The 19,293-nt window shown below is 49.8% G+C and carries 18 protein-coding genes; 8 read left to right on the top strand and 10 right to left on the bottom strand.

Annotation, left to right across the window (positions count from 1 at the left end; genetic code table 11):
• Positions 1 to 160 precede the first annotated feature (160 nt).
• Entirely contained in the window at positions 161 to 1,390 is a 1,230-nt protein-coding gene (locus tag H6F90_RS03230; protein WP_190550162.1) for a hypothetical protein, read from the top strand.
• Positions 1,391 to 1,493: 103 nt separating this feature from the next.
• Positions 1,494 to 1,682 carry a hypothetical protein gene (locus H6F90_RS03225; RefSeq protein WP_206756152.1) on the top strand — a complete coding sequence of 63 codons (189 nt, stop codon included), beginning with the start codon at positions 1,494 to 1,496 and terminating at the stop codon, positions 1,680 to 1,682.
• 149 nt (positions 1,683 to 1,831) lie between these two features.
• On the opposite strand, the gene H6F90_RS03220 is transcribed toward H6F90_RS03225, so the two are convergent.
• Both H6F90_RS03220 and H6F90_RS03215 read right to left on the bottom strand, forming a co-directional pair.
• Complete coding sequence (locus tag H6F90_RS03220) at positions 1,832 to 3,058, bottom strand: HhoA/HhoB/HtrA family serine endopeptidase (RefSeq protein WP_242024309.1); 1,227 nt, start codon at positions 3,056 to 3,058, stop codon at positions 1,832 to 1,834.
• Between the two features lie 135 nt (positions 3,059 to 3,193).
• Positions 3,194 to 3,805: a hypothetical protein gene (locus H6F90_RS03215; protein ID WP_190437755.1), complete on the bottom strand. Its 612-nt coding sequence runs from the start codon at positions 3,803 to 3,805 to the stop codon at positions 3,194 to 3,196.
• A 354-nt stretch (positions 3,806 to 4,159) separates the two neighbouring features.
• Here H6F90_RS03215 and H6F90_RS03210 point away from each other — a divergent pair, with 354 nt between their 5' ends.
• Both H6F90_RS03210 and H6F90_RS03205 read left to right on the top strand, forming a co-directional pair.
• Positions 4,160 to 5,662, top strand: a complete 1,503-nt coding sequence (locus H6F90_RS03210) for a serine/threonine-protein kinase (protein ID WP_199295686.1) — start codon at positions 4,160 to 4,162, stop codon at positions 5,660 to 5,662.
• A 399-nt stretch (positions 5,663 to 6,061) separates the two neighbouring features.
• The gene (locus H6F90_RS03205) at positions 6,062 to 7,426 is read left to right on the top strand and encodes a proton extrusion protein PcxA (protein ID WP_190550160.1); all 1,365 of its coding nucleotides are present in this window, start codon (positions 6,062 to 6,064) and stop codon (positions 7,424 to 7,426) included.
• Between the two features lie 143 nt (positions 7,427 to 7,569).
• Here H6F90_RS03205 and hpsU read toward each other — a convergent pair whose 3' ends face one another.
• The 5 genes from hpsU to H6F90_RS03180 all read right to left on the bottom strand — a co-directional run bounded on the left by hpsU (position 7,570) and on the right by H6F90_RS03180 (position 12,204).
• Positions 7,570 to 8,220 carry a hormogonium polysaccharide biosynthesis acetyltransferase HpsU gene (gene hpsU / locus H6F90_RS03200; RefSeq protein WP_190550159.1) on the bottom strand — a complete coding sequence of 217 codons (651 nt, stop codon included), beginning with the start codon at positions 8,218 to 8,220 and terminating at the stop codon, positions 7,570 to 7,572.
• Entirely contained in the window at positions 8,217 to 9,173 is a 957-nt protein-coding gene (locus H6F90_RS03195; protein WP_190550157.1) for a glycosyltransferase family 2 protein, read from the bottom strand. Before H6F90_RS03195 ends, hpsU begins: the two co-directional genes overlap by 4 nt.
• A gap of 68 nt (positions 9,174 to 9,241) precedes the next feature.
• A complete protein-coding gene (gene galE, locus H6F90_RS03190; protein ID WP_190550155.1) occupies positions 9,242 to 10,249 on the bottom strand; it encodes a UDP-glucose 4-epimerase GalE in 1,008 nt (335 codons plus the stop codon).
• Between the two features lie 30 nt (positions 10,250 to 10,279).
• Positions 10,280 to 11,251, bottom strand: a complete 972-nt coding sequence (locus tag H6F90_RS03185; RefSeq protein WP_190441556.1) for a glycosyltransferase family 2 protein — start codon at positions 11,249 to 11,251, stop codon at positions 10,280 to 10,282.
• A gap of 233 nt (positions 11,252 to 11,484) precedes the next feature.
• The gene (locus H6F90_RS03180; protein WP_190550153.1) at positions 11,485 to 12,204 is read right to left on the bottom strand and encodes a hypothetical protein; all 720 of its coding nucleotides are present in this window, start codon (positions 12,202 to 12,204) and stop codon (positions 11,485 to 11,487) included.
• Between the two features lie 252 nt (positions 12,205 to 12,456).
• Here H6F90_RS03180 and cobU point away from each other — a divergent pair, with 252 nt between their 5' ends.
• Complete coding sequence (gene cobU / locus H6F90_RS03175; protein WP_190550151.1) at positions 12,457 to 13,062, top strand: bifunctional adenosylcobinamide kinase/adenosylcobinamide-phosphate guanylyltransferase; 606 nt, start codon at positions 12,457 to 12,459, stop codon at positions 13,060 to 13,062.
• A 248-nt stretch (positions 13,063 to 13,310) separates the two neighbouring features.
• On the top strand, positions 13,311 to 13,769 hold the full coding sequence (locus H6F90_RS03170; RefSeq protein WP_190550150.1) for a hypothetical protein: 459 nt from the start codon (positions 13,311 to 13,313) through the stop codon (positions 13,767 to 13,769).
• A gap of 37 nt (positions 13,770 to 13,806) precedes the next feature.
• Here the strand turns inward: H6F90_RS03170 and H6F90_RS03165 are convergent, their stop codons facing one another.
• From H6F90_RS03165 to H6F90_RS03155, 3 genes are all read right to left on the bottom strand, one after another.
• Positions 13,807 to 14,763 (bottom strand): ribonuclease Z, encoded by a 957-nt coding sequence (locus H6F90_RS03165; protein ID WP_190550149.1) that lies wholly within the window; start codon positions 14,761 to 14,763, stop codon positions 13,807 to 13,809.
• A 139-nt stretch (positions 14,764 to 14,902) separates the two neighbouring features.
• A complete protein-coding gene (locus tag H6F90_RS03160; RefSeq protein ID WP_190550148.1) occupies positions 14,903 to 15,196 on the bottom strand; it encodes a DUF3593 domain-containing protein in 294 nt (97 codons plus the stop codon).
• A 196-nt stretch (positions 15,197 to 15,392) separates the two neighbouring features.
• Positions 15,393 to 15,719 carry a DUF2499 domain-containing protein gene (locus tag H6F90_RS03155; RefSeq protein ID WP_190441568.1) on the bottom strand — a complete coding sequence of 109 codons (327 nt, stop codon included), beginning with the start codon at positions 15,717 to 15,719 and terminating at the stop codon, positions 15,393 to 15,395.
• A gap of 115 nt (positions 15,720 to 15,834) precedes the next feature.
• Between H6F90_RS03155 and csaB the strand changes: the two genes are divergently transcribed.
• Both csaB and H6F90_RS03145 read left to right on the top strand, forming a co-directional pair.
• Positions 15,835 to 16,905, top strand: a complete 1,071-nt coding sequence (csaB, locus tag H6F90_RS03150) for a polysaccharide pyruvyl transferase CsaB (RefSeq protein ID WP_190550147.1) — start codon at positions 15,835 to 15,837, stop codon at positions 16,903 to 16,905.
• Positions 16,906 to 17,473: 568 nt separating this feature from the next.
• Positions 17,474 to 19,291 carry a hypothetical protein gene (locus H6F90_RS03145; RefSeq protein WP_190550146.1) on the top strand — a complete coding sequence of 606 codons (1,818 nt, stop codon included), beginning with the start codon at positions 17,474 to 17,476 and terminating at the stop codon, positions 19,289 to 19,291.
• The last annotated feature ends 2 nt before the right edge of the window (positions 19,292 to 19,293 follow it).

Here is a 19,293-nt window from a genome sequence, read left to right as displayed (position 1 = left end):
ACGATTGAGAAACTGTCCTGTATTAGACAATTTCTTTTAACAATTATTTTAAGATCTGCCTCATCTCGTTAGCTTGGCTGAGCTACTTCAGGAAGCATGTTTCGGCCCAGTCTCTTCTATCCTCTATCTGGACTTGGAGGTGCTAGCCAAAGTGAACCACATGATTAGCCCACAGGAGCAAAAGCTCTACAATCACTTGCTGGAATGTGCTGAAGCAGAAACGCCTCGCCAATTGATCGAGCGATTTCGTTGCTTATTCATTCATGGCAGGGGCTATCCAGATGCAGATATGCAAAAGTTGGTGGAGCAGCTAGCAGCTTCCGAAGTAGCCGAGCACAGTTTTCCGTTTATTCTGAATCGCTGTTGCTATATCTGCATTAACCGTTGGCAGTGGCAACCCCGGACTCAGGCTGCGATTCCAGAGCTAGTCGCTCTTTTTGATATTGCGCCCAAGCAAGTCTACTGTCGGGTTGCGAAGCGACTGCAAGAGTTAGCCCAGCGCTTTGTGCAAACCGATCTCTATGCGGCCTTACAGCTTCTGGCACAAGTAATGCAGAGACCGCCAGAACCTTGTACTCCTGTAGGCAACCAACCGCTGAAAGACCTGATTCACCGTTATCCCTATTTATATGATCACTGCTTGCTGACAACCGGAAGTGGGGGAGAGCAACAGCAAGTGATTCGGCAACTGAGAACCCAGCGGCAGCGCCAGTTTGACTTAGATTTGTCCAAGTACATCATTGGTCAAATTCGTCAGTCTCAAGGCATGGGGAAACTAAACCGTGCTGGAGATAGTCTAGGCGATCGCCTGATTGTAATACCAGCCAAAAACCCAACTTTACTAAGTGATGTAGAGCTGGATGTGGCCTTAAAGCAGTTTGCGGGTGGCACTTATCGAAATGCGGCTCAGCAGTTTACGACTTACAGTCGTACCGCACATTCTTATCACGAATTCAAAGATGACTTTTATGAGTATCTAACTGCCGCGATCGATCCTCGCTATGGCAAGCGCTACTTTAACGACCAGTTGTATGCCCAGTTGCAAAACATCTTGCCAGACCACCATACTGAGGCGCTTAATCATTCACTGATTGTCAGTACTTGCCGTAAACTCCTCAACTTCTTAGTGGTGAATAACTCTGACCAAGTTCAGCATTTTGTTTTAGTCGATCTCATGAGCAACATGGGAGTGACCTCCACGATTGGGCTGTTGCTGAAGATTGTCTTGTTCTGTGGTGGCGCTAAGTCTTATCTAGAAAAACTATTCGCTATCTTGTTCCAGCATTACCAGAGACACACCACGGATGGAGTTGAGTGGCTGGTCAAAGCTTTGGAAAATTTGAATGTAGCTTTTAGCACTCACTTTAATGGCGCTAACTTGAGCTATTGATTCAGAGCCAGAGGCCAGGAACCAGAATAGCTCGGATCGTCTAACTCCTTTAAACCTTGGAAAAGCTTCAACTGCTGACACGAATCATTAAAAATCCTTAACAATGGAGAAGCAAACCTTCTGGAAACCGCAGCGTTCACCCATTGTTATGGCTACTAGTTCAAACGATCGCAAAAAACGGATTATGGAGCATCTAGCTCGCAGTACTGGAAAATTTACCCAGCCTAGTTCGCAAAACTCGGACCAACGCAAGCAACAAATTCTCGACCACGTTCGCAGAACCAAAGGCTAATTTCTAGATTTAACCGAGTCATTTACTAGTCATTTACTAGTTGTTGACTGTCATTTATGTTTGCGATCGCTGTTTCTTGGTGCAGAGCCAGGAAGGAGCGATCGCAAAGTTTTAAGGAGCGATCGCGTTGTAGCAACTGGGCGCAGAACTTACTCGGTTGGGGCAGGTAAAGGTTCGGGCACGACGGAGACTTGTAAGGAGCGATCGCCTCGTTGAAGTTGAATCGGTAATGGACGCCCCACGCCACTCTGCTCGACTAAGCGCTGGACTTCATCGGGTGAGCTGACAGGCTGGTTGTTAATTTTCTGGAGCACGTCTCCTGGCTGAATCCCCACTTTATCGGCGGGCGAATTGGGTCCTACTTGCAGAATTAGAATCCCTTCCTGGGCTGGAATCTGAATGTTGCGGCTCTCTAGTTTTTCTCGCACTTCCGGGGTCAGGGCTACCAGTTGTACACCCAGGTAAGGATGTAGAACTTTTCCTTGAGTGATCAGGGTTTGGGCGATCTGTTGCGCTGTATCAATTGGAATGGCAAAGCCAATGCCTTGAGCGCCGCCAATGATGGCCGTGTTGATACCAATCACTTGACCGCGAGCATTCAGCAACGGCCCGCCGGAATTGCCTGGATTAATTGCCGCATCGGTTTGGATAAAGCCAATGCGTTTGTCTGAGACTCCAATATCACTGCCAGAGCGATCGGTGGCGCTGACGACTCCTAAGGTTACGGTTTCCTGCAAGCCTAAGGGGTTGCCGATCGCGATCGCCCACTGCCCTGGCCGGACATTTTTAGAACTCCCCATTTCTACCGTGGGCAGATTGGTGGCTGGAATCTTGACGACAGCAATGTCTGTCACTGGGTCCGCTCCCAACACCTTGCCCTCATAGCTCTGCCCGCCTGGGAAAGAGACCGTCACGACATCCGCTTGGTTAACCACATGAGCATTGGTCAAAATTTGGCCGTCAGCACTCATGACAAAACCGGAACCTGACCCGCGAATCACTCGTTCTCTCGGTGCTTCTGGTCGCCCACCAAAAAACTCTCGTAGAAAAGGATCATTCAAGCCACTTGGGGCTCGGTTTCTTACCCTTTGCGCTGTGTCGATCTGCACGACCGCAGGTTCTACCCGCTCCACAACTTCTACAACAAAGTTGGTGTCTTCAGCAGTGGGAGTCAGCGGACGGTCAGGAGTTTCATTCTTGACGTTGCCTACTCCTTGCTCTGTGCGCGGCTGCGAGGGTAAAAGCCTACTTGCTGGTGTGCAACTGCCCAGTAGTAGCATGCTCATCCCCATCAGCGGTAGGAAACGGGAAAGCGTACTTTTAGAGACTGGGTTGGAGTTGAGCAAAACTTTCAGCAACGCAGGTTTCATCTTCATTAAAATTTGGCTGGCGATCGCGACAATGATGCTTTGTGAGCATCAACTAAAACTTAGCCTTTTTGTAGCAGTCGTGACTAAACTTCTTGGCTGAAAGGGAATTGCTCCCCTCCTAGTGCAAAAAATGGCCCTGGTTCAAAAAATTGGATTTTGACCTGGATTGACGGCGCAGATAAAGTCACTGCCCAGCTCTAGCCATCCTTGCGGATAAGAAGTTGCTGGCCGTTGATTGGCTCCGAGCTGCAAAATGACTTGCAGGAAGTCTACGCGCTCGTGTTTGCTGAGGCCCACCCAATCCGCTCGCTGGGCAATCGGCAGAACCTCGCTAGCAGTAATGCGATCGCTCTCTTTGCCGTGATTAGTCACTAAATAAAAATCCATCCCAACTGTGACTTGAGACCAAAAATCTAAAATTTTGGGCTTGGCTTGCTTGAGTACTGCCACATCACTAGGGAGCGCGACAAGCTGCTCTGCCACTTCCGGAAACTCCAAGGTTTGGTCTTGCACGCTTAATTGTCGCCAGACAATTCCAGAGACTTGATGCTCAATTTGGTAGCGATGCACCGCAGCCCGGAAGTCTCGGTAGGCACTAAATTTTTGAATCGCTTCTGTATTGAGGAATGGAGCTACAACTGGATTCGCTTCCGCACCAGTGGCAGCCAAGTTGAGCCGCTGACCATTGAGACAAGCGCGGTACTCCTCTGCCAAAATCCTGAGCAAATCTTCTGTGGTATAAACCGTTGACATCAACCTAATTTGTTTTCATAAAAAGCAAATCGTTGAATTGGAAGCAGTCACAAGCCCTACAGCACTACATTAGTGTGGCTATAAGCTGTTGTACAGCATTTGCTCCATCACATAGCCTTGATCCAATGATCGCAAAATTTCTTGGGATCTCAATGGACGCCAAGCGTCGGGGCCAAGACTAAATTTTGTTCTAGCTTTTTTGGGTAAGCCAAACTTTAACCAGCTCATCAAGGCACGATTCCAGCGATTAGCCCCCCTGGTAAGGGCGCAACGTTTAGAATAAAGCTGCCATGCACTAATATCAGCGGCACTGGCAAAAGCAAATTAGTGGCTTTATACAGGCACGACGCAATCATGCAGGCTGGACAAATTCTCCAGGGGCGCTATCAACTCCAACAACCGCTGGGGCAACCAGCAGGGCAGACCAGCCAGCAAAATGCCGCCCGCCAAACGTGGCTAGCGATCGATTTGGCATCTAACCAAGCCACAGAAACCCCAGAACCAGTAGTGATCAAGCTCCTAGGCTTCAACCCGCAACTGCAATGGGACAATTGGAAGCTATTTGAGCGCGAAGCCCAGATTTTGCAACAACTTGACCATCCACGAGTGCCTCGGTGCCATACCCAGTTTTCGTTGGAACCAGTAGCAGGTGTGGCTTGGTTTGGTTTTGTCCAAGACTATATCCCTGGTACTTCTTTGCAACAGTTGCTAGATCAGGGGTATCGCTTTACGGCAACTGAGGTTCACCAAATTGCCAGCCAAGTTCTAGAAATTTTGGCAGATTTGCACAGTCTGTGCCCACCTTTATTACACCGGGATCTCAAACCCAGCAATCTGATCCTGACGCCAGAACAGCAAATTTATCTGGTGGACTTTGGCTCTGGACAAAACCAGGCGATCGCCCCAGGCAGCAGCTTCACGGTCGTAGGCACCTACGGCTACACTCCTATGGAGCAGTTTGGCGGTCGCGCTGTCCCTGCTTCCGATTTATACGCATTGGGTGCAACTTTAGTGCATTTGCTCACAGGCGTTGACCCGGCTGATTTACCTCAGCAAAATTTGCGGCTGCAATGGCAGGCCCAGGCTCCTAGTGATCTCAGTCCTGCCTGGACTCAGTGGATTGATACCCTAATCGCTCCTGCGGTAGAGCAACGCTTTTCAACAGCTCAACAAGCTCTAGCGGCTCAACCCCGTGTAGAGGCGATCGCTGATCCAGTAAGTTCGGTAATCCCTACTGTTACAGAGCAGAGGGCGATCGCGGCTCCACCCGCCACCAGTCAGATTCGCATCCATCAGTCTTCTACTACCTTTCAAGTTGAAATCGCTCCTACAGCAGCTTGGTCTGCGCCAGCGCGATTTAGTGGCAGGCTATTACTAACGATGGGGATGCTGTCTTTACCGCTCTGGCTAGCGGTGCTGGCTATTGTGCCCCTGGTTCCTCTAGCCGTCTTTCCAGAAACAATGCTGCCGTTGGTAGTTAGCACGCCATTTCTCCTGTTCTTACACGCATTTTTCCTGGCTGGGTTGGGGGTCTTTAGTTCCTTGGGGCAGGAGGCGATGCAGGTAGGGCAACTTATCCAAGGTCAGCAGTCGCTATCTTTAACTCACCATTGTTTAGCGATTGAGTCTCGTTTTTGGGGGATGAGCTATCGCTGGCAGCATGAACCCACGCGAAATATTCAGCAGGTTAGAAAAGCGGCTCTAGGTAGGATTGCTTTGCAAGCGCTCGGTAAAACCCATCTCTTTGGCCTCGGCTTAGCAGCCGCAGAACAAGAGTGGCTGGTTCAGGAAATGCAAACCTGGCTTCAAACTTACGTTTCGGTGCCTAGTCAAGTAACTGAGTCAAATGAGCTGTAGGCTTATAACTTTTTTGCCAGGCTGGGGCATGAAGCTGAAGTAGTTAGGTCTCGGGAATAGACATAGACTCGTGAAGATGCTACGAATGCTAAGTTAAACGCTAAGCTCAAGACTAGAGCAATCCCAAGGGATTGTGAAAGGTGCACCCTACCAACCTGATAAATTATTTAAGACTGCTATATAGCTTAAAAAGTGGCAATCGCTGCTTTAAAGTGTCAGTAGATAGTGTAGATTCTTACAGCCTATAGAGTTAAAATAGCGAATCTAGATACCGCTTCATTGCCCGTACTACTGACTTAATTGATTGCAGCAACTTGACATGAATTTAGGAATAAGTTTTTGCCAAAAAACTGCATTGAATGATTCAAAAGCATAAGAGATTGTGAAAAACTTTTCACTATGAAAACGTCTACGTTGGCAAAACTGAGAAACTATGTACTTACTGCCAGCAGTTGGCTGTTCAATACACCTGAAAGATCCCTAGATCAAGCCTACGATGCTGCTCTCATGATCAAAGCCATTGAAGATGAGCACTTTCAGGGCAGCAGAATCTCTGTCCGCTCAGATGGTTTTAGCAGTAATGTTTCCTCCTACTTTCAAGCTGAGCTGAGAAAATACCTCAATATTGCTAGATTTAGGCTGACCGAATTTAAAGCAAGTCGCCTATTTGTTGATCTCTCCAATCAAACGACCAACAGCTTTAAATCTACTAATAATTCTCCTGAACAGTTAGCGTATGAAGCGAGAGATAAGGCAGCTATTATCCTCGAAAAGCTAAGGTTTATTGATGAAGTTTTAGCCCGCTACAGCCCACAACGTCCAGCTCCAATCCCTCAGGCTCCACCTACTACTTCCTTAGTGCCTGTAGCGCCCACTCTGCCAACAAGAGTGGAGAACCCAAATAATACAAATGAGTGGGTTCGTTCATCTACGGTGCCTGCACCCGCTACTAAAGTTGATAAAGCCTCGGAAGGACCCAATATTGTTCCTCGATCGATTCTGAGAACTTTTATCCGCTTGAGGCGAGATTTAGACCCTAAATCAGAAGCAGAAGTAGTAGAGAATTTTCGCAATACTAAAGCGCGAACTATTATCTCGATTCGGTTTATTTTATTAGTTATTCTGATTCCTCTACTCACACAACAGGTTACTAAAAACTTCTTCATTGGGCCAGTTGTGGATCGCTTTAGAGATCATAAATCTGCTGAAATCTTCCTGAATCCAGATATGGAAGAAGAGGCTTTTATTGATCTGCAAAAATTTGAGGAAAGGCTGAAATTCAAGAGTTTAATTGGTACTGCTCCTAGACTGACTGGGGAAGACATTGAAACCCAAGTCAAAGAGAGAGCGGTAGAACTGGCAAGAGAATATAGCGATCGCAGTGCCAATGCGATTAAGAATGTCTTTGCCGATCTTTTATCCTTGATTGCTTTTGCTTGTGTGATCACCGCCAGTAAGCGAGAAATTGCAGTCGTCAAAGCCTTTATGGACGAAGTGGTTTATGGCCTGAGTGACAGCGCTAAAGCTTTTATCATTATCTTGTTTACAGATATCTTCGTCGGGTTTCACTCTCCCCACGGTTGGGAGGTAATTTTAGGGGGAGTTTCCAGGCATTTAGGATTACCAGAAAACCACGATTTTATCTTCCTGTTTATTGCCACTTTCCCAGTAATTTTGGATACGGTATTTAAGTACTGGATCTTCCGTTACCTCAACCGAATTTCTCCCTCGGCAGTTGCGACTTACCGCAACATGAATGAATAGTTTCTATAGCTGTCCTAAATTATGTGTGAGATTAGCGGGTTGTGAGGGGCACGCCCCTCACAACCCATTTGGGATAGCTATAGTCTTACGGGGTGATGTGAAAGTGGGACAAGGCTCAATTCCACATCACCCTCACCGCAAAATTAACAGGTCATTTGTCTGGGGTAATGAGGCCGACAAGGCGTACCCCAGCAAACCTGGCCCTCAGGTAAGCTACTAAAGACACTACTGCGCGCACCCACTACAGCATTAGCTCCCACTTGCACGCCAGGGGCGATAAAACAATCGGTAGCGACCCAAGCCCCGTTGCCAATTGTAATCGGGGCCGTCACTAGCCCAAAGGCCGTGTCTTGAAAGTTGTGGCTGCCAGTGCAAAGATACGACTTCTGCGAAATGACAGAGTGATGACCGACTTGAATGCGATCGAGGCTGTAAAAAACCACATCATCCCCAATCCAGCTATAGTCCCCGATCGCGACCTTCCAAGGGTAAGTGAACCGAGCGGTAGGACGAATCACTACTCCTACCCCAACCTCTGCCCCAAACAGCTTGAGCAAACTCCGGCGTAACCCATTGGCTGGGTGAGGCGTGAGCGGAAAGGCGATCGCCTGCACCAACCACCAGATCAGCACGTACCAGCCCGGACGACCGCGATCGAACCTAGATTGGTCGTAGCGCCGCAGATCCATCCAGGCTTCAGGTTCTTGCGCGGTCAGTTGATTGGTTTCGGCTGGAGGATTGGCGATCGCGTCGTTGAGCTGAGGTTCTAGGCCAGGGTTGGGAGTAGAAGTCATAGAGGAGACTGGGTAGGCGCGGCTTCCGGTTGGGGTGCAGGTTGCACAGCTTTGGGTGTGCTGCTCGTGTTGAGCTTGCCACCACAATCGCGTAACTCGTACAACTTGACGCCGATTTGGTACTCATACTGGCTCAATAAGCGCCCGTAGATGTAGCCCGCTTTGCCATCCAAAAAGCCTAGACGGATGATGTAGAACAAAATAAAGCGTAGCAGCGGCTTAAAGGGTAACTGTACCCAAATCTTTTTCAAGAAACGCTTGCGCTGGACTGAGTCGCCGAACAAGTTAGCGCCGATCGTGCCATCCTCACCATTACCCGTAAGCAAGTTGAGGTAAACGCGAGCTTCCCAGTTGGAGTAGCGGTTGTGGCGCTCTAACCAGTGGAACAAGTCGCGAAAGTCTTCGTGCAGCATGTCGTTTTTCAGGTAGCCGACCTTGCCTTCTAAAACCACATGCTCGTGGACTTCGTTGTCCCCTGTGTTGCGGATTTCTTCGGTATTGAGGTTCTCGTAACGGCCCTTGGCGTGTCGGAATAAACGCAGGTTCCAGTCGGGATATTTGCCACCGTGACGAATCCACTTACCCAGGAAAAACACGCGGCGATTCAGGTAGTAGCCGTTGCAGTCGGGTTGCTGAATGACAGCCGCAATTTCATCCCATAGCTCAGGTGTAATCCGCTCGTCACAATCGACGATTAGCACCCACTCGTTGCGGAAGGGTAGATTTTCTAAAGACCAGTTTTTCTTTTTGGGCCAGCGACCATTGAAGTGGAATTGCACCACATTCGCGCCCAGGCTTTCGGAAATTTCGATCGAGCGATCGTTACTTTGAGAATCGACCACAAACACTTCGTCGGCTCTAGCAACGCTAGCCAAACAAGCTGGAAGATTTTCTTCTTCGTTTTTAGCCGGAATTAGAACGGAGACTGGAAGCTTGGAGAGCTTGGAGGTCATGGTAACAATGCCCAGGGTGAACGTGACAAAAAACGAGAAAAAGTAAATGGGAGATTAAACGGGGTCTATCAGTGACAGGTTCGATGGCGCTTCTGATGCCACTGCCAAGCGTGAGACAGAATATCATGCAGGCTGGAATATTGGGGTTGCCAATTCAGCAGCGATCGCGCCTTGTCGCTACTGCCAATCAAGCTGGGGGGATCACCCGGGCGGCGATCGTGCTCAACGGCGGCAATAGATTTCCCAGTTACCTGTTGAGCAACTTCAATCACCTGTCGCACCGAAAAGCCATTCCCGTTCCCCAAATTAAATACCTCACTGTTACCACCTTGCAGCAGATACTCTAACCCTAAAAGATGAGCTGTAGCCAGATCAGCGACGTGAATGTAGTCGCGAATGCAGGTGCCATCGGGCGTCGGATAATCAGTGCCAAAAATTGACACAGACTCTCGTTGGCCCAAGGCGGTCATGAGGACCAGGGGTAGTAGATGGGTTTCGGGGTTGTGATCTTCTCCCAGTAGGCCACCCGGATCGGCTCCTGCTGCGTTGAAGTAGCGGAAACACACAGACTTGAGACCATAGGCGACATCAAAGTCTGCTAATATCCGCTCCACCATCAGCTTACTCGCCCCATAGGGATTGATCGGCTGCTGCGGGTGATCCTCCGGAATCGGTACCGTTGTAGGAACGCCGTAGGTGGCACAAGTAGAGGAGAAAACAAACTGTTTAATCGAGGCGGCTAACATCGCTTCTAGCAGCGTCAACGTCCCCATGACATTGTTTTGGTAATACTTGGCGGGATCTGTGACCGATTCGCCCACATAGGCATAGGCGGCAAAGTGCATCACCGCTGCAATGTTGTGAGTAGCAAAGACTTGGTCTAGGAGGGCGCGATCGCTGGTATCTCCCACCACAAGCTCAACTTTTAGCACCTGTTCTACCAAATCACGGTGCCCGTAGACCAAATTGTCTAAAACTACGACTTCGTAGCCCGCCTGCTGGAGCGCTAAGACCGCATGGGAGCCGATGTACCCTGCTCCACCTGTGACCAAAATTGTGGGTTTGGCTTCTGCCACGTGCAATCCCCCTTAATTTCCAGAACTTTGTTACGAGTCAGGTCGCTTAGTGCCTGAAGCACTGAGTTCAGGTTGTTTGCTGTCTGAGGTGGCTAGCATGCCTTGAATGACAGCCTGTAGATAACCAATTTGACAGTAAGCGTAGACAAAATTATCAAAGCGCTGGGCTGGGTCAGCAAAATATTTGAGGGATTTATACAACCCTCGCACTAGACGCTCTCCACCCCGGCGTAGCTGGCCTGCTCCGGTACGGCCTGACACTTTTTCGCGGTAATGCTCACTAATCCCCTGCCACCAGCCTCGATTCAGGAACCAAGCAGCTTTGGTGCGCTCCAAAGAGACGTTGTGAGCCACTAGCGCATCGGGAATGTAAGCGACTTGCCAGTCTCGCTTTAAGGCTTGCTCAGTCAGGTAGAGCTCCTCATTGGAGAGGAGGTTCTTGCCTACCCGTCCTAAATTGACATCAAACCCACCAATTTGATCTAAGAAAGTCCGACGCACCGAGTAGTTGAGGCCTCGCGGGGTGAGATTGGGGTTTTGAATTTGGACGATCGCGTCACCTAAGTCATAGTCGCCCAAGTTTGCCGCCAATCCAGGAGACAACCAGCGCGGAGCCGTGACATTTGGAGGCCAAAGCAATGTCACCTTCCCGCCCGCGATCGCGAGTCTTTCATTGCTTTGGTAAGCTCGATAAAGCGCACTCAGCCATCCTGGGCTAGCTTCTGCATCATCATCTAGATAAGCAATAATGCTACTTCTAGCCACCTTCGCCCCAGTATTGCGGGCGACCGAAAGACCGGGAACGGGCTCGTAAATGTATTGCAAGCGGGGATGAGACAAACGCGCTTCCACAATCTCGCGGGTGCGATCGGTAGAGGCGTTATCCACCACAATCACTTCAAAATGGGGGAAATCCTGCTCCAGCAGGCTATCAATTGCTGCACCTAAATATTGCTCCCGGTTATGGGTACAAATTACGGCAGAAATCTGCGGATCAGGCATATAGTCAAGCTCCTGCAAGTCAGCTCTCAACACTTACTGATACTGAGTGATGCACTTGATTCAGTGACAACTCAGCTACAAAGTGGCTGTCTCAGCTATTTCTATTTACCTCATAAACCCGCAGTTACTAAGTCAATTTTTGATGAAGATATTTAAACTAGCGCAAAGATCCGACGAGGCGGCTGGATCAAAACAGGTCTAAAAATAGAGCTAAAGCCTTACGCAGTCAATACTTAGTGCTCTTGGATGTGACTGTGAAGCACGATCAGAGTTTTTGCGAGGCGACCTAGACGAGCTTCGAGTTGCCGCTTACGAGCTAAGAGTTGACGGAGGCGTTGATGACGAGCGATCGCTAAACCCACACTAGCAACCTGCTCTGGCGGACAAGGCTTTGACCAAACTTTCCCATCCCCATCTAGACCACAGAGTTGATAACCGGGTTGAGGAGATTCACAAGTCACGTTAGTTTGCGGCATGTCGCAAAGTTCTGCCACGTAGCTCATCAGCGAGTCTACCTCTGCAGGTTGTACTCCTGCAGTTTCCTCAGAGCCTGCCTCTGGTTTGCGTGGGTGGGACTCTAGCCAACCGTCTACAATTGGCCCTTCAAGGTAAAGCTCTTGGATTTGCTGCACCACTTGATTCAGCGCCGTATACCAACCGGAAGCAGTCCCTTCAATTTCCTTGAGCAAGTTCAAGGCCAGCGCGGGATTAGCAGCATGGCGATGACTAGTAAAGTTAGGAACCTTGAGCCTTGGCAAACTGGGAGTCTTGTCGTGGTCGGCGGGAAAAGGCTGCACCGCGATCGCTGCCTGACTTGGAGCACCACTTTGGGGCTTGGAGCCGACCGTAAACGAATAGGCACGATTTCCAGAAGAGGCAGGTTGACCCGGTGCAGCAGCGGGACCTTTTAGCTGATGAAGAGTTGCCTCGATTCGTTGTAGATCTGGGTTCATAATTTCGTTACCTTACTCCTAGAAATCCGCCCTGATGCGTCGCTCAATCTCTCTACTGAAATTTCTCTGCTTAGGAGTTGAGTTTATCGTAACTTTTTGACTCCGCAAGCTATTTAACCGACATTAACCTTGACGGCATTGTAACTGGTGGCGATCGCAGAAAATTATAATTTTCTCTGAGTTCGAGCAATTCTCATCTGACTCCAAACTTTGCCTTGCCACTCCCGCTCCCATTGATTTTCAAGCCTTGCCATGAACTTACTGCCTCATTCCACTTCCTCACTATGCTTAGTCACTGGCCCCGCTCGCTCTGGCAAAAGTGAATGGGCCGAAGCTCTGGCAACCCAGTCAGGCAAAGCCGTGGCTTATGTGGCTACTGCTCAAACAAACCCTAATGACCCAGAGTGGCAAGCCCGGATCGAACGGCATCGCGATCGCCGTCCAGAAACGTGGCAAACGGTTCAAGAGCCTGTTGAGCTAGTCACAGTGATTCAGCAGGCGCAACCAGAACAATGCTTGCTGGTGGACTCGCTAGGAACCTGGCTTGCTAACTTGCTAGAGCAAGACGAGACGGCTTGGGAGCAAACTCAACAAGCTCTGCTACACAGCCTGCAACAAACCCAGGGTCAAATTATTTTAGTGGCCGAAGAAACGGGCTGGGGCGTGGTGCCTGCCTACCCGATCGGACGAACTTTCCGCGATCGCCTCGGCACTCTGGTGCGCTACATAGGAGCGATCGCGGGTGCTACTTATCTGGTGACAGGTGGTTACGTGCTCAATTTGACTCAGCTAGGCACTCCACTATCTATGGTCTTAGCGGAAAGCGCTAAAGGGGACGCTGAAAAGCGCGAGAGATAAATCGTAATTAAATCTAAAGATATTAGTGACTTCAGACTGAAGCTAAGTTGCGAGAATTACAATCAGGGGCAGATAGCAATAGCATGGGACTAATCCTTGCTATATAAAGACTTTGGCACCTCAAGCTCAACCTTAAGTGAGAAGTCTAAATGTTAAAACACGTGCCATAAATTTAAGCAAATCAAATCAATTTATTCAGCAGTATTAACCTCTTCATAACTTGGCAAAACCAAGCGTTGGTTGCACTTATGGCATCGGAACAGCAAGTTAGACAGTATCTGGCCTACTGGTTTCAGTTAGGTAAGAAAGTTGTGATTGATAATGGTCAAACTGCTTTACTGCCAGAACCTGTCATTCAAGGCGATCGCTACAGCCAAGAATTTGAAGATTGCTGGCAACTCGTCCGCGCTCCAGAATCAGGAGACTGCCATCTAGAAGGCACCCATCAAACCATTGCCGAATTGCTCTCTCCTGCCTGGGACATTATGGGTTGTGCCCGTTGCTCCATGCCCGTACCTCTACCCATCATTGGCACCCCTGACTTAGAGTGCCCCTGCATCGACTTACCCAACTGGCCGAACATGGAAGTGCCCCTGCCACGGGCACCCATCAGTAGCCAATCTCGCTTGATTGAAATTCGCGATCGCTTAATGAAAAGCCAGCGCCAGCGGGCAACCGCTGAAGATAACGAGTCGAGAGCCAGTTAAAAATCAGCTAGAAATCACCTAAGGCTCAGGCAGCAGGTTATGAGGTAGAAATCAGCTCTGTAGCCTGTCGTCGTGGGACTTCATAGGTGAAGAAATCGTAGGCCATTTCTGTGTTGGGGAAAATAGCCCGTGCTTCATCTTGCAAATCACTCAGTTGAATGGCATTGCCCGGAGCATAACGGGGGCTAAAGTGCGTCATGATCAACCGCTTCGCCTGAGCTGCTAGCGCGACTTGAGCCGCCATTGTCGAGGTGGAATGTAAGCGCTGATAAGCCAACTCCGCATCTTGATGGGCAAACGTAGCCTCATGGATCACTACATCTGCCTCTTGAGCTAGCTCCACCGCGCCCTCACAAAAAATTGTGTCTGTGCAGTAAGCAATCTTCCGACCCGCTTCTGTGGGGCCACAGAGTTCGGATCCATTAATTTTGCGGCCATCGGGTAGCGTCACCGTCTCACCCCGCTTCAGCTTGCCGTAGAGCGGCCCCGAAGGAATACCCAGAGCCTTTGCCTTTTCTACATCGAAGCGCCCCACTCGATCCTTCTCCACCACGCGATAGCCAAAACTCGTAATCCGATGCTTTAGCGGCCCACAACTAACCACAAACTCATCGTCCTCATAAATCACTCCCGGTTGCACCGTGTGAACCTTGATCGGATAGGAAAAATGCGTTTGTGAGTAACGCCCGCTGGCCCGCAAATATTCATCTAGTCCGGGTGGGCCGTAAATATCAATCCGAGTTGGGCTTCCCGCCAATCCACAACTCGCCAACAACCCCATCAAGCCAAAGATGTGATCTCCGTGCATGTGGGTAATAAAAATGCGGCACAACTGACTAACTTTGAGGTCACTGCGTAGGAACTGGTGTTGAGTGCCTTCCCCACAATCAAACAGCCAAACTTCTGCTCGTTGGGGTAAACGCAGGGCCACGCTCGAAACATTGCGCGATCGCGTGGGGACTCCAGAGCTAGTTCCTAAAAACGTTATCTGCAAAGCCGAGTTAACTCCAATGTTTCTAGTTGTGGCGTTTTGACGGATGGCGTTTCCACTTCTGGCATGTTCACTTCTAGCAACGTGCCAATTGCTTTCCCAACTATAGCGGAGAATCCTGATGCCACGGCAAAGAGAGCATTTAGGGCAGCGATCGCTGTTTCTCCACTACCGCCTGCCGAAACCCCAGCACCACAAAGATATTCGACAGAGTCAAGAAAAACTCCGCTCCACCATGTAACCAATCAATATCCGCCAAATTTGCCCCATAAGCCACCTTGGCATAAATCCCTGCCGGAATCGTCACCGCCACAAACAGCAACGTCAAATAAAACCCAATCAAAGCCAACCGAGGCGTTTGCCCAGAACGAGTCAAAAACCAGAGAAATCCCAAGTAGGGAAAGAGCGATATAGCGAAAAGAGATTCTTTAGACATGGAAGTGGTGAGGAGTGAAATGTGATGAGGAATGAAAGAGGAGTTATGAGTTGGGGTTAGGAATCTGCTTGGATATCGAAACACTCACAAATAGACCCGTCTGGAGGGGGTCTGGGGGACGCAGCCGTCCCTCAGCGGGGGTTTGGGGGCGAGTGCCCCCAAGGTTCGGACTTTAAAGTTGGAACTATGACCGAAATTATTCTGAATCTAGAGGCGTAACCACATCACCCTTCCGGCTCGCCCGCCAAATCCACCACCCCGCCAAGCACAACGTAAAATTCCCTGCCACCGTCATTGCCGCTTGCAGCGTCACCAACCACTCCAACGCAGCCACATTATCAAAAAAGTGCCAAGTACAAGCACACATCGCACTCACCAAAGCAGGCAACATTCCCAAGGAAAGCGATCGCCAAGCTCGATTTTGGCTCACCTCCGCATAAGTCCAAATCAACCAAATTGCCGCCATCCACTCCAGCACACTAGAAATGTGAATAATCCAAGTGGGAATTGAAAGTGCGTGCATGTTAGCCACCCATCACCCAAACTGCAAGTTCAGACACAAACTTGTGTCCCTAACTTTTTATGCTACCGCTTCCGGAACTCCGGTATTGTAAGGGTGACAGTACGGGAGTCAGAGGATGGAATCAGTACGGGCGGTCTTGTGTGGCTATTATGGCAAAGGCAATGGGGGAGATGAAGCCCTGCTAGCCTCGCTGCTGCAAATGCTCCCTAACCATGTCACCCCAATCGTGCTGTCCGGCGACTCTGCCCAAACTCAAGCGGCTTACGGCGTAGAAGCCTGCGATCGCAAAACGCCTCAAGTTTTAATTCCTGCCCTCAAGCAAGCCAACGTACTCATTTGGGGCGGTGGTAGCCTGATGCAAGACGTAACCAGCGCCGCCAGCCCAGTTTATTACGGTGGGTTAATGGGACTCGCGCAGCGGTTTGGCCTCAAGACCATTGCTTGGGCGCAAGGTATTGGCCCTCTAAATCGCAGCTTTACCCGCTGGTTAGCTCGTCAAGCCTTTACCAACTGTGATGCCGTAAGCGTGCGGGATCAAGGGTCTGCTGCTCTTTTGTCTGAATGGCAGGTACCATTCCTGCTTGCGCCTGACCCCGTGTGGGCCTTAGAAGCCAAACCTGTTGAAGGACTGTGGGATCTGCCAGCCCCACGAGTGGCTGTGGCGCTGCGATCGCACTCCTCATTGACCCCAGAGCGACTGGCGATCCTGACCCAGGCTTTAATAGATTTTCAAAAGGCCACCCAAACTTGTATTTTGCTTGTACCCTTTCAAGCTGCCCAAGACTTAGCGATCGCCGAAACCATTCAGCCTCAACTGCCTGGACCCAGCAAAATTCTCAGTTTGAGTGATCCCCAGCAGCTTAAAGGCGTGTTTCGGGGTGTAGAAATGGCGATCGCGATGCGCTACCACGGCCTAATTATGGCCGCAGCCGAGGGGTGCCGCTGTTTTGCCCTCAGCTACGACCCTAAAGTGAGCCAACTGATGAGTGAACTGGATATTCCGGGTTGGGATTTGCTTGGCAACTCGCAGCATGCCCCGATCCCAAGCGATCCCCGCACCATTAGTCAAGCTTGGGTCGAGCATTATGCCAACGGTGCTCCTCTCTCGGCAAATCAAATTCATTCCTTAGTGGATCGGGCTTTAATGCACCGCGACTTGTTGCATCAAGCCCTACGAGGTTTGTAGAGTCTGCCTGACCCAGCTAACTAATATCAATTTAAAGAATTCAGATGGCTGAGAAGTTGCTGCTGAAGTGGGAAATATTTCTTGGATTTGGGCTTCCTAATCAACGTTGGATTTCGGACAATTTTCAACCATTGAGAATGACCTTAATTAATTTAATCTTGAGAAAAATTAATAATAACTTTCAAAATCCCTGATTTAAGGCTAGACCTAGAGCCTTGATTCCGCTAGATTTTTTAATGTTCGGTGTGCTCTCTCTGTTGAAAAACTCCTTAACCCTGAGTCGATTGTCCGTCCTTAACTTTTAGTTTTGGCTAATTTTCAATTTTTAATAATTTCTTGGGCAATACAGCCGTAATGGTTTTCGGATGCTAGCCTACAAGATTAACTAACAATTTGCCTGTGTTGCAGATACTGAAGTTCTGACTTGGTCGAGCTGAGGTTGCAACGTAGGTCAGGCTATCTATTTAGCTTGTTACGGATTACGGAGAATTGAGTGGCTCCTGCCTGCTAGTCCCGAAAAGGCGGTGCTCAATCTGGACTAGGATTCCTTACCTTTTGGATGAGAGTGATGAGTGAAGCTGACACCCCAACGAATGGCCCAGAGCTACCGAAGCCAAACGATTTCAACGTTGTTGATCCTGCCCCTGCTGAGTTCAGCGCCGAGCCGACGGATTTGCCGCCCCAACGGTCAGAGATGCTAGAAGATGACTGGCAAACCGTCGATTTCCCGAATGCTATCAGCATTGATGCGATCGCCCATCCTGTCGTTGAAGTTGCCTCGGAGAGCCGCGAGCCTGAATCTGAGTTGGCGGAGTCGCTGGTTTCCCTCTCCCTCCCAGAGGTGAATGAAATTGTCACCATCATGCAAGAGCTACAACAGCGCAACGGCTACTTGCTGAGCCGCGTGACTCAGTTGGAAGTAGTTCTAAACGAGTGCCAAATCACGCTGGAAGCTCAAGCCAGCCGCACTCAAGAGCAAGAAACCATTCTGGCCCAGCAAAGCGAGGAACTGACCGCAGCAGATGAGCATATTGCCCGCTTGATGCACGAATTGGAATGCTCTCATCAAGCGGCTCAGCGCCAACAGATTTTAGTAGAAACTATCACGGCTCAACTGGAGAATAGCCAGGAACGAGTAGCTCAGCTAGAGCGCGAATGTGCTTTGACGCAACAGCGTTACAACGAGCAAACTCACGCTGTGATGCAAGCAGAAAATATCTGTCGAGACTTGCGATCGCGCCTGCACCGCCAACAGCGCTACACATTGCAATTCAAAGCAGCTTTAGAAAAGTGCTTGGATGTTAGCTCTCCTTGCCATGAAGCGCATCCTGACCTAACCGCTGCTAGTGCGATCCCTAGCCCGACTAAAGCTCGTTCCCCGCAAAAACCTGCTGCTGCCTCAGACCCCGCCTTTTTGCCCAAAGTAGACTCGATTCAGCCCTGGTCAGCGCAACCTTGGCTGCTGGATGCCGACTTAGAGGGTGAGGGAGACTTTGCTGCGTCAGCGTCACCTCTGAGTTCTACCACCGCAGATGCTGTCTCTGATTGGTCAGGAGTTGGGTCTGACTTGGCAGACGATTCCTTGCTAGAACTGCCATCCGCGATCGCACCTATTTTGCAAGATTTGTTGTCATCTCCCGCTACCGATACCTCAGATCCTGATGATCTCAGTGCCAATCATCCTTTATGGGATCAAGCGATCGCGAATTCCCAGGCTCAGCTTTCGATTAGTTACAACCTCAAGAAGAAGATATCAGAAGCCGCTGAGACCGCAGAGCAAGCAACTTCTGAGCAATCTCCGGCTGAAGTGATTTTGACCTCTGAAACTACTGAATCTGAAACCGCTAAATCTGAAACCGCTAAGTCCGAAACCATCACACCTGAAGCAGTTGCAGAAGACGAACTCATCATTATCGATGATGAATTGATCAGTCCTACCGTCATCGTTGAGGCTAACCCGACAATTGAGATAGAGGCGATCGCCCCGTTTGATGCAGCTAATTGGCAAGAGGATTTGCCAGAGGAGCCAGAGGATCTCGTGGAGGCTACATTGCTGGAGCCAACTACCTCTGGAGAAGAGGTCGTCACTCCACTCACGTTCGGCACTAATCTTCCTGAAGAAGAGGAACTTTGGCACGATTTAGCCAAGCTGATTGATGTTGCAGAAGTAGCACCTGCTGCTACACCTAGGGCTACGGCAGAGACCAGCGAGCCACCCACAGACCAGTCGAAGGCGAGCGCAGACCCAGGCGAGTCAACCAGTATAGCCTCTTTTACCTTTTCCTCTAGTTGGCCCTCCCCCACCCTGTATCCCCTGCGATCGCACAAAAAACGCGCTTCAATGGCGGCGGTAGAGCTACCCAGCTTTCCCCAGCCTCGTTCTTAGTT

The sequence above is a fragment of the Trichocoleus sp. FACHB-591 genome (assembly GCF_014695845.1).
Taxonomy (GTDB): Bacteria; Cyanobacteriota; Cyanobacteriia; order FACHB-46; family FACHB-46; genus Trichocoleus.
The sequence above is the reverse complement of the archived record's forward strand: the minus strand, read 5'-3'. Positions and strand labels throughout refer to the sequence as shown.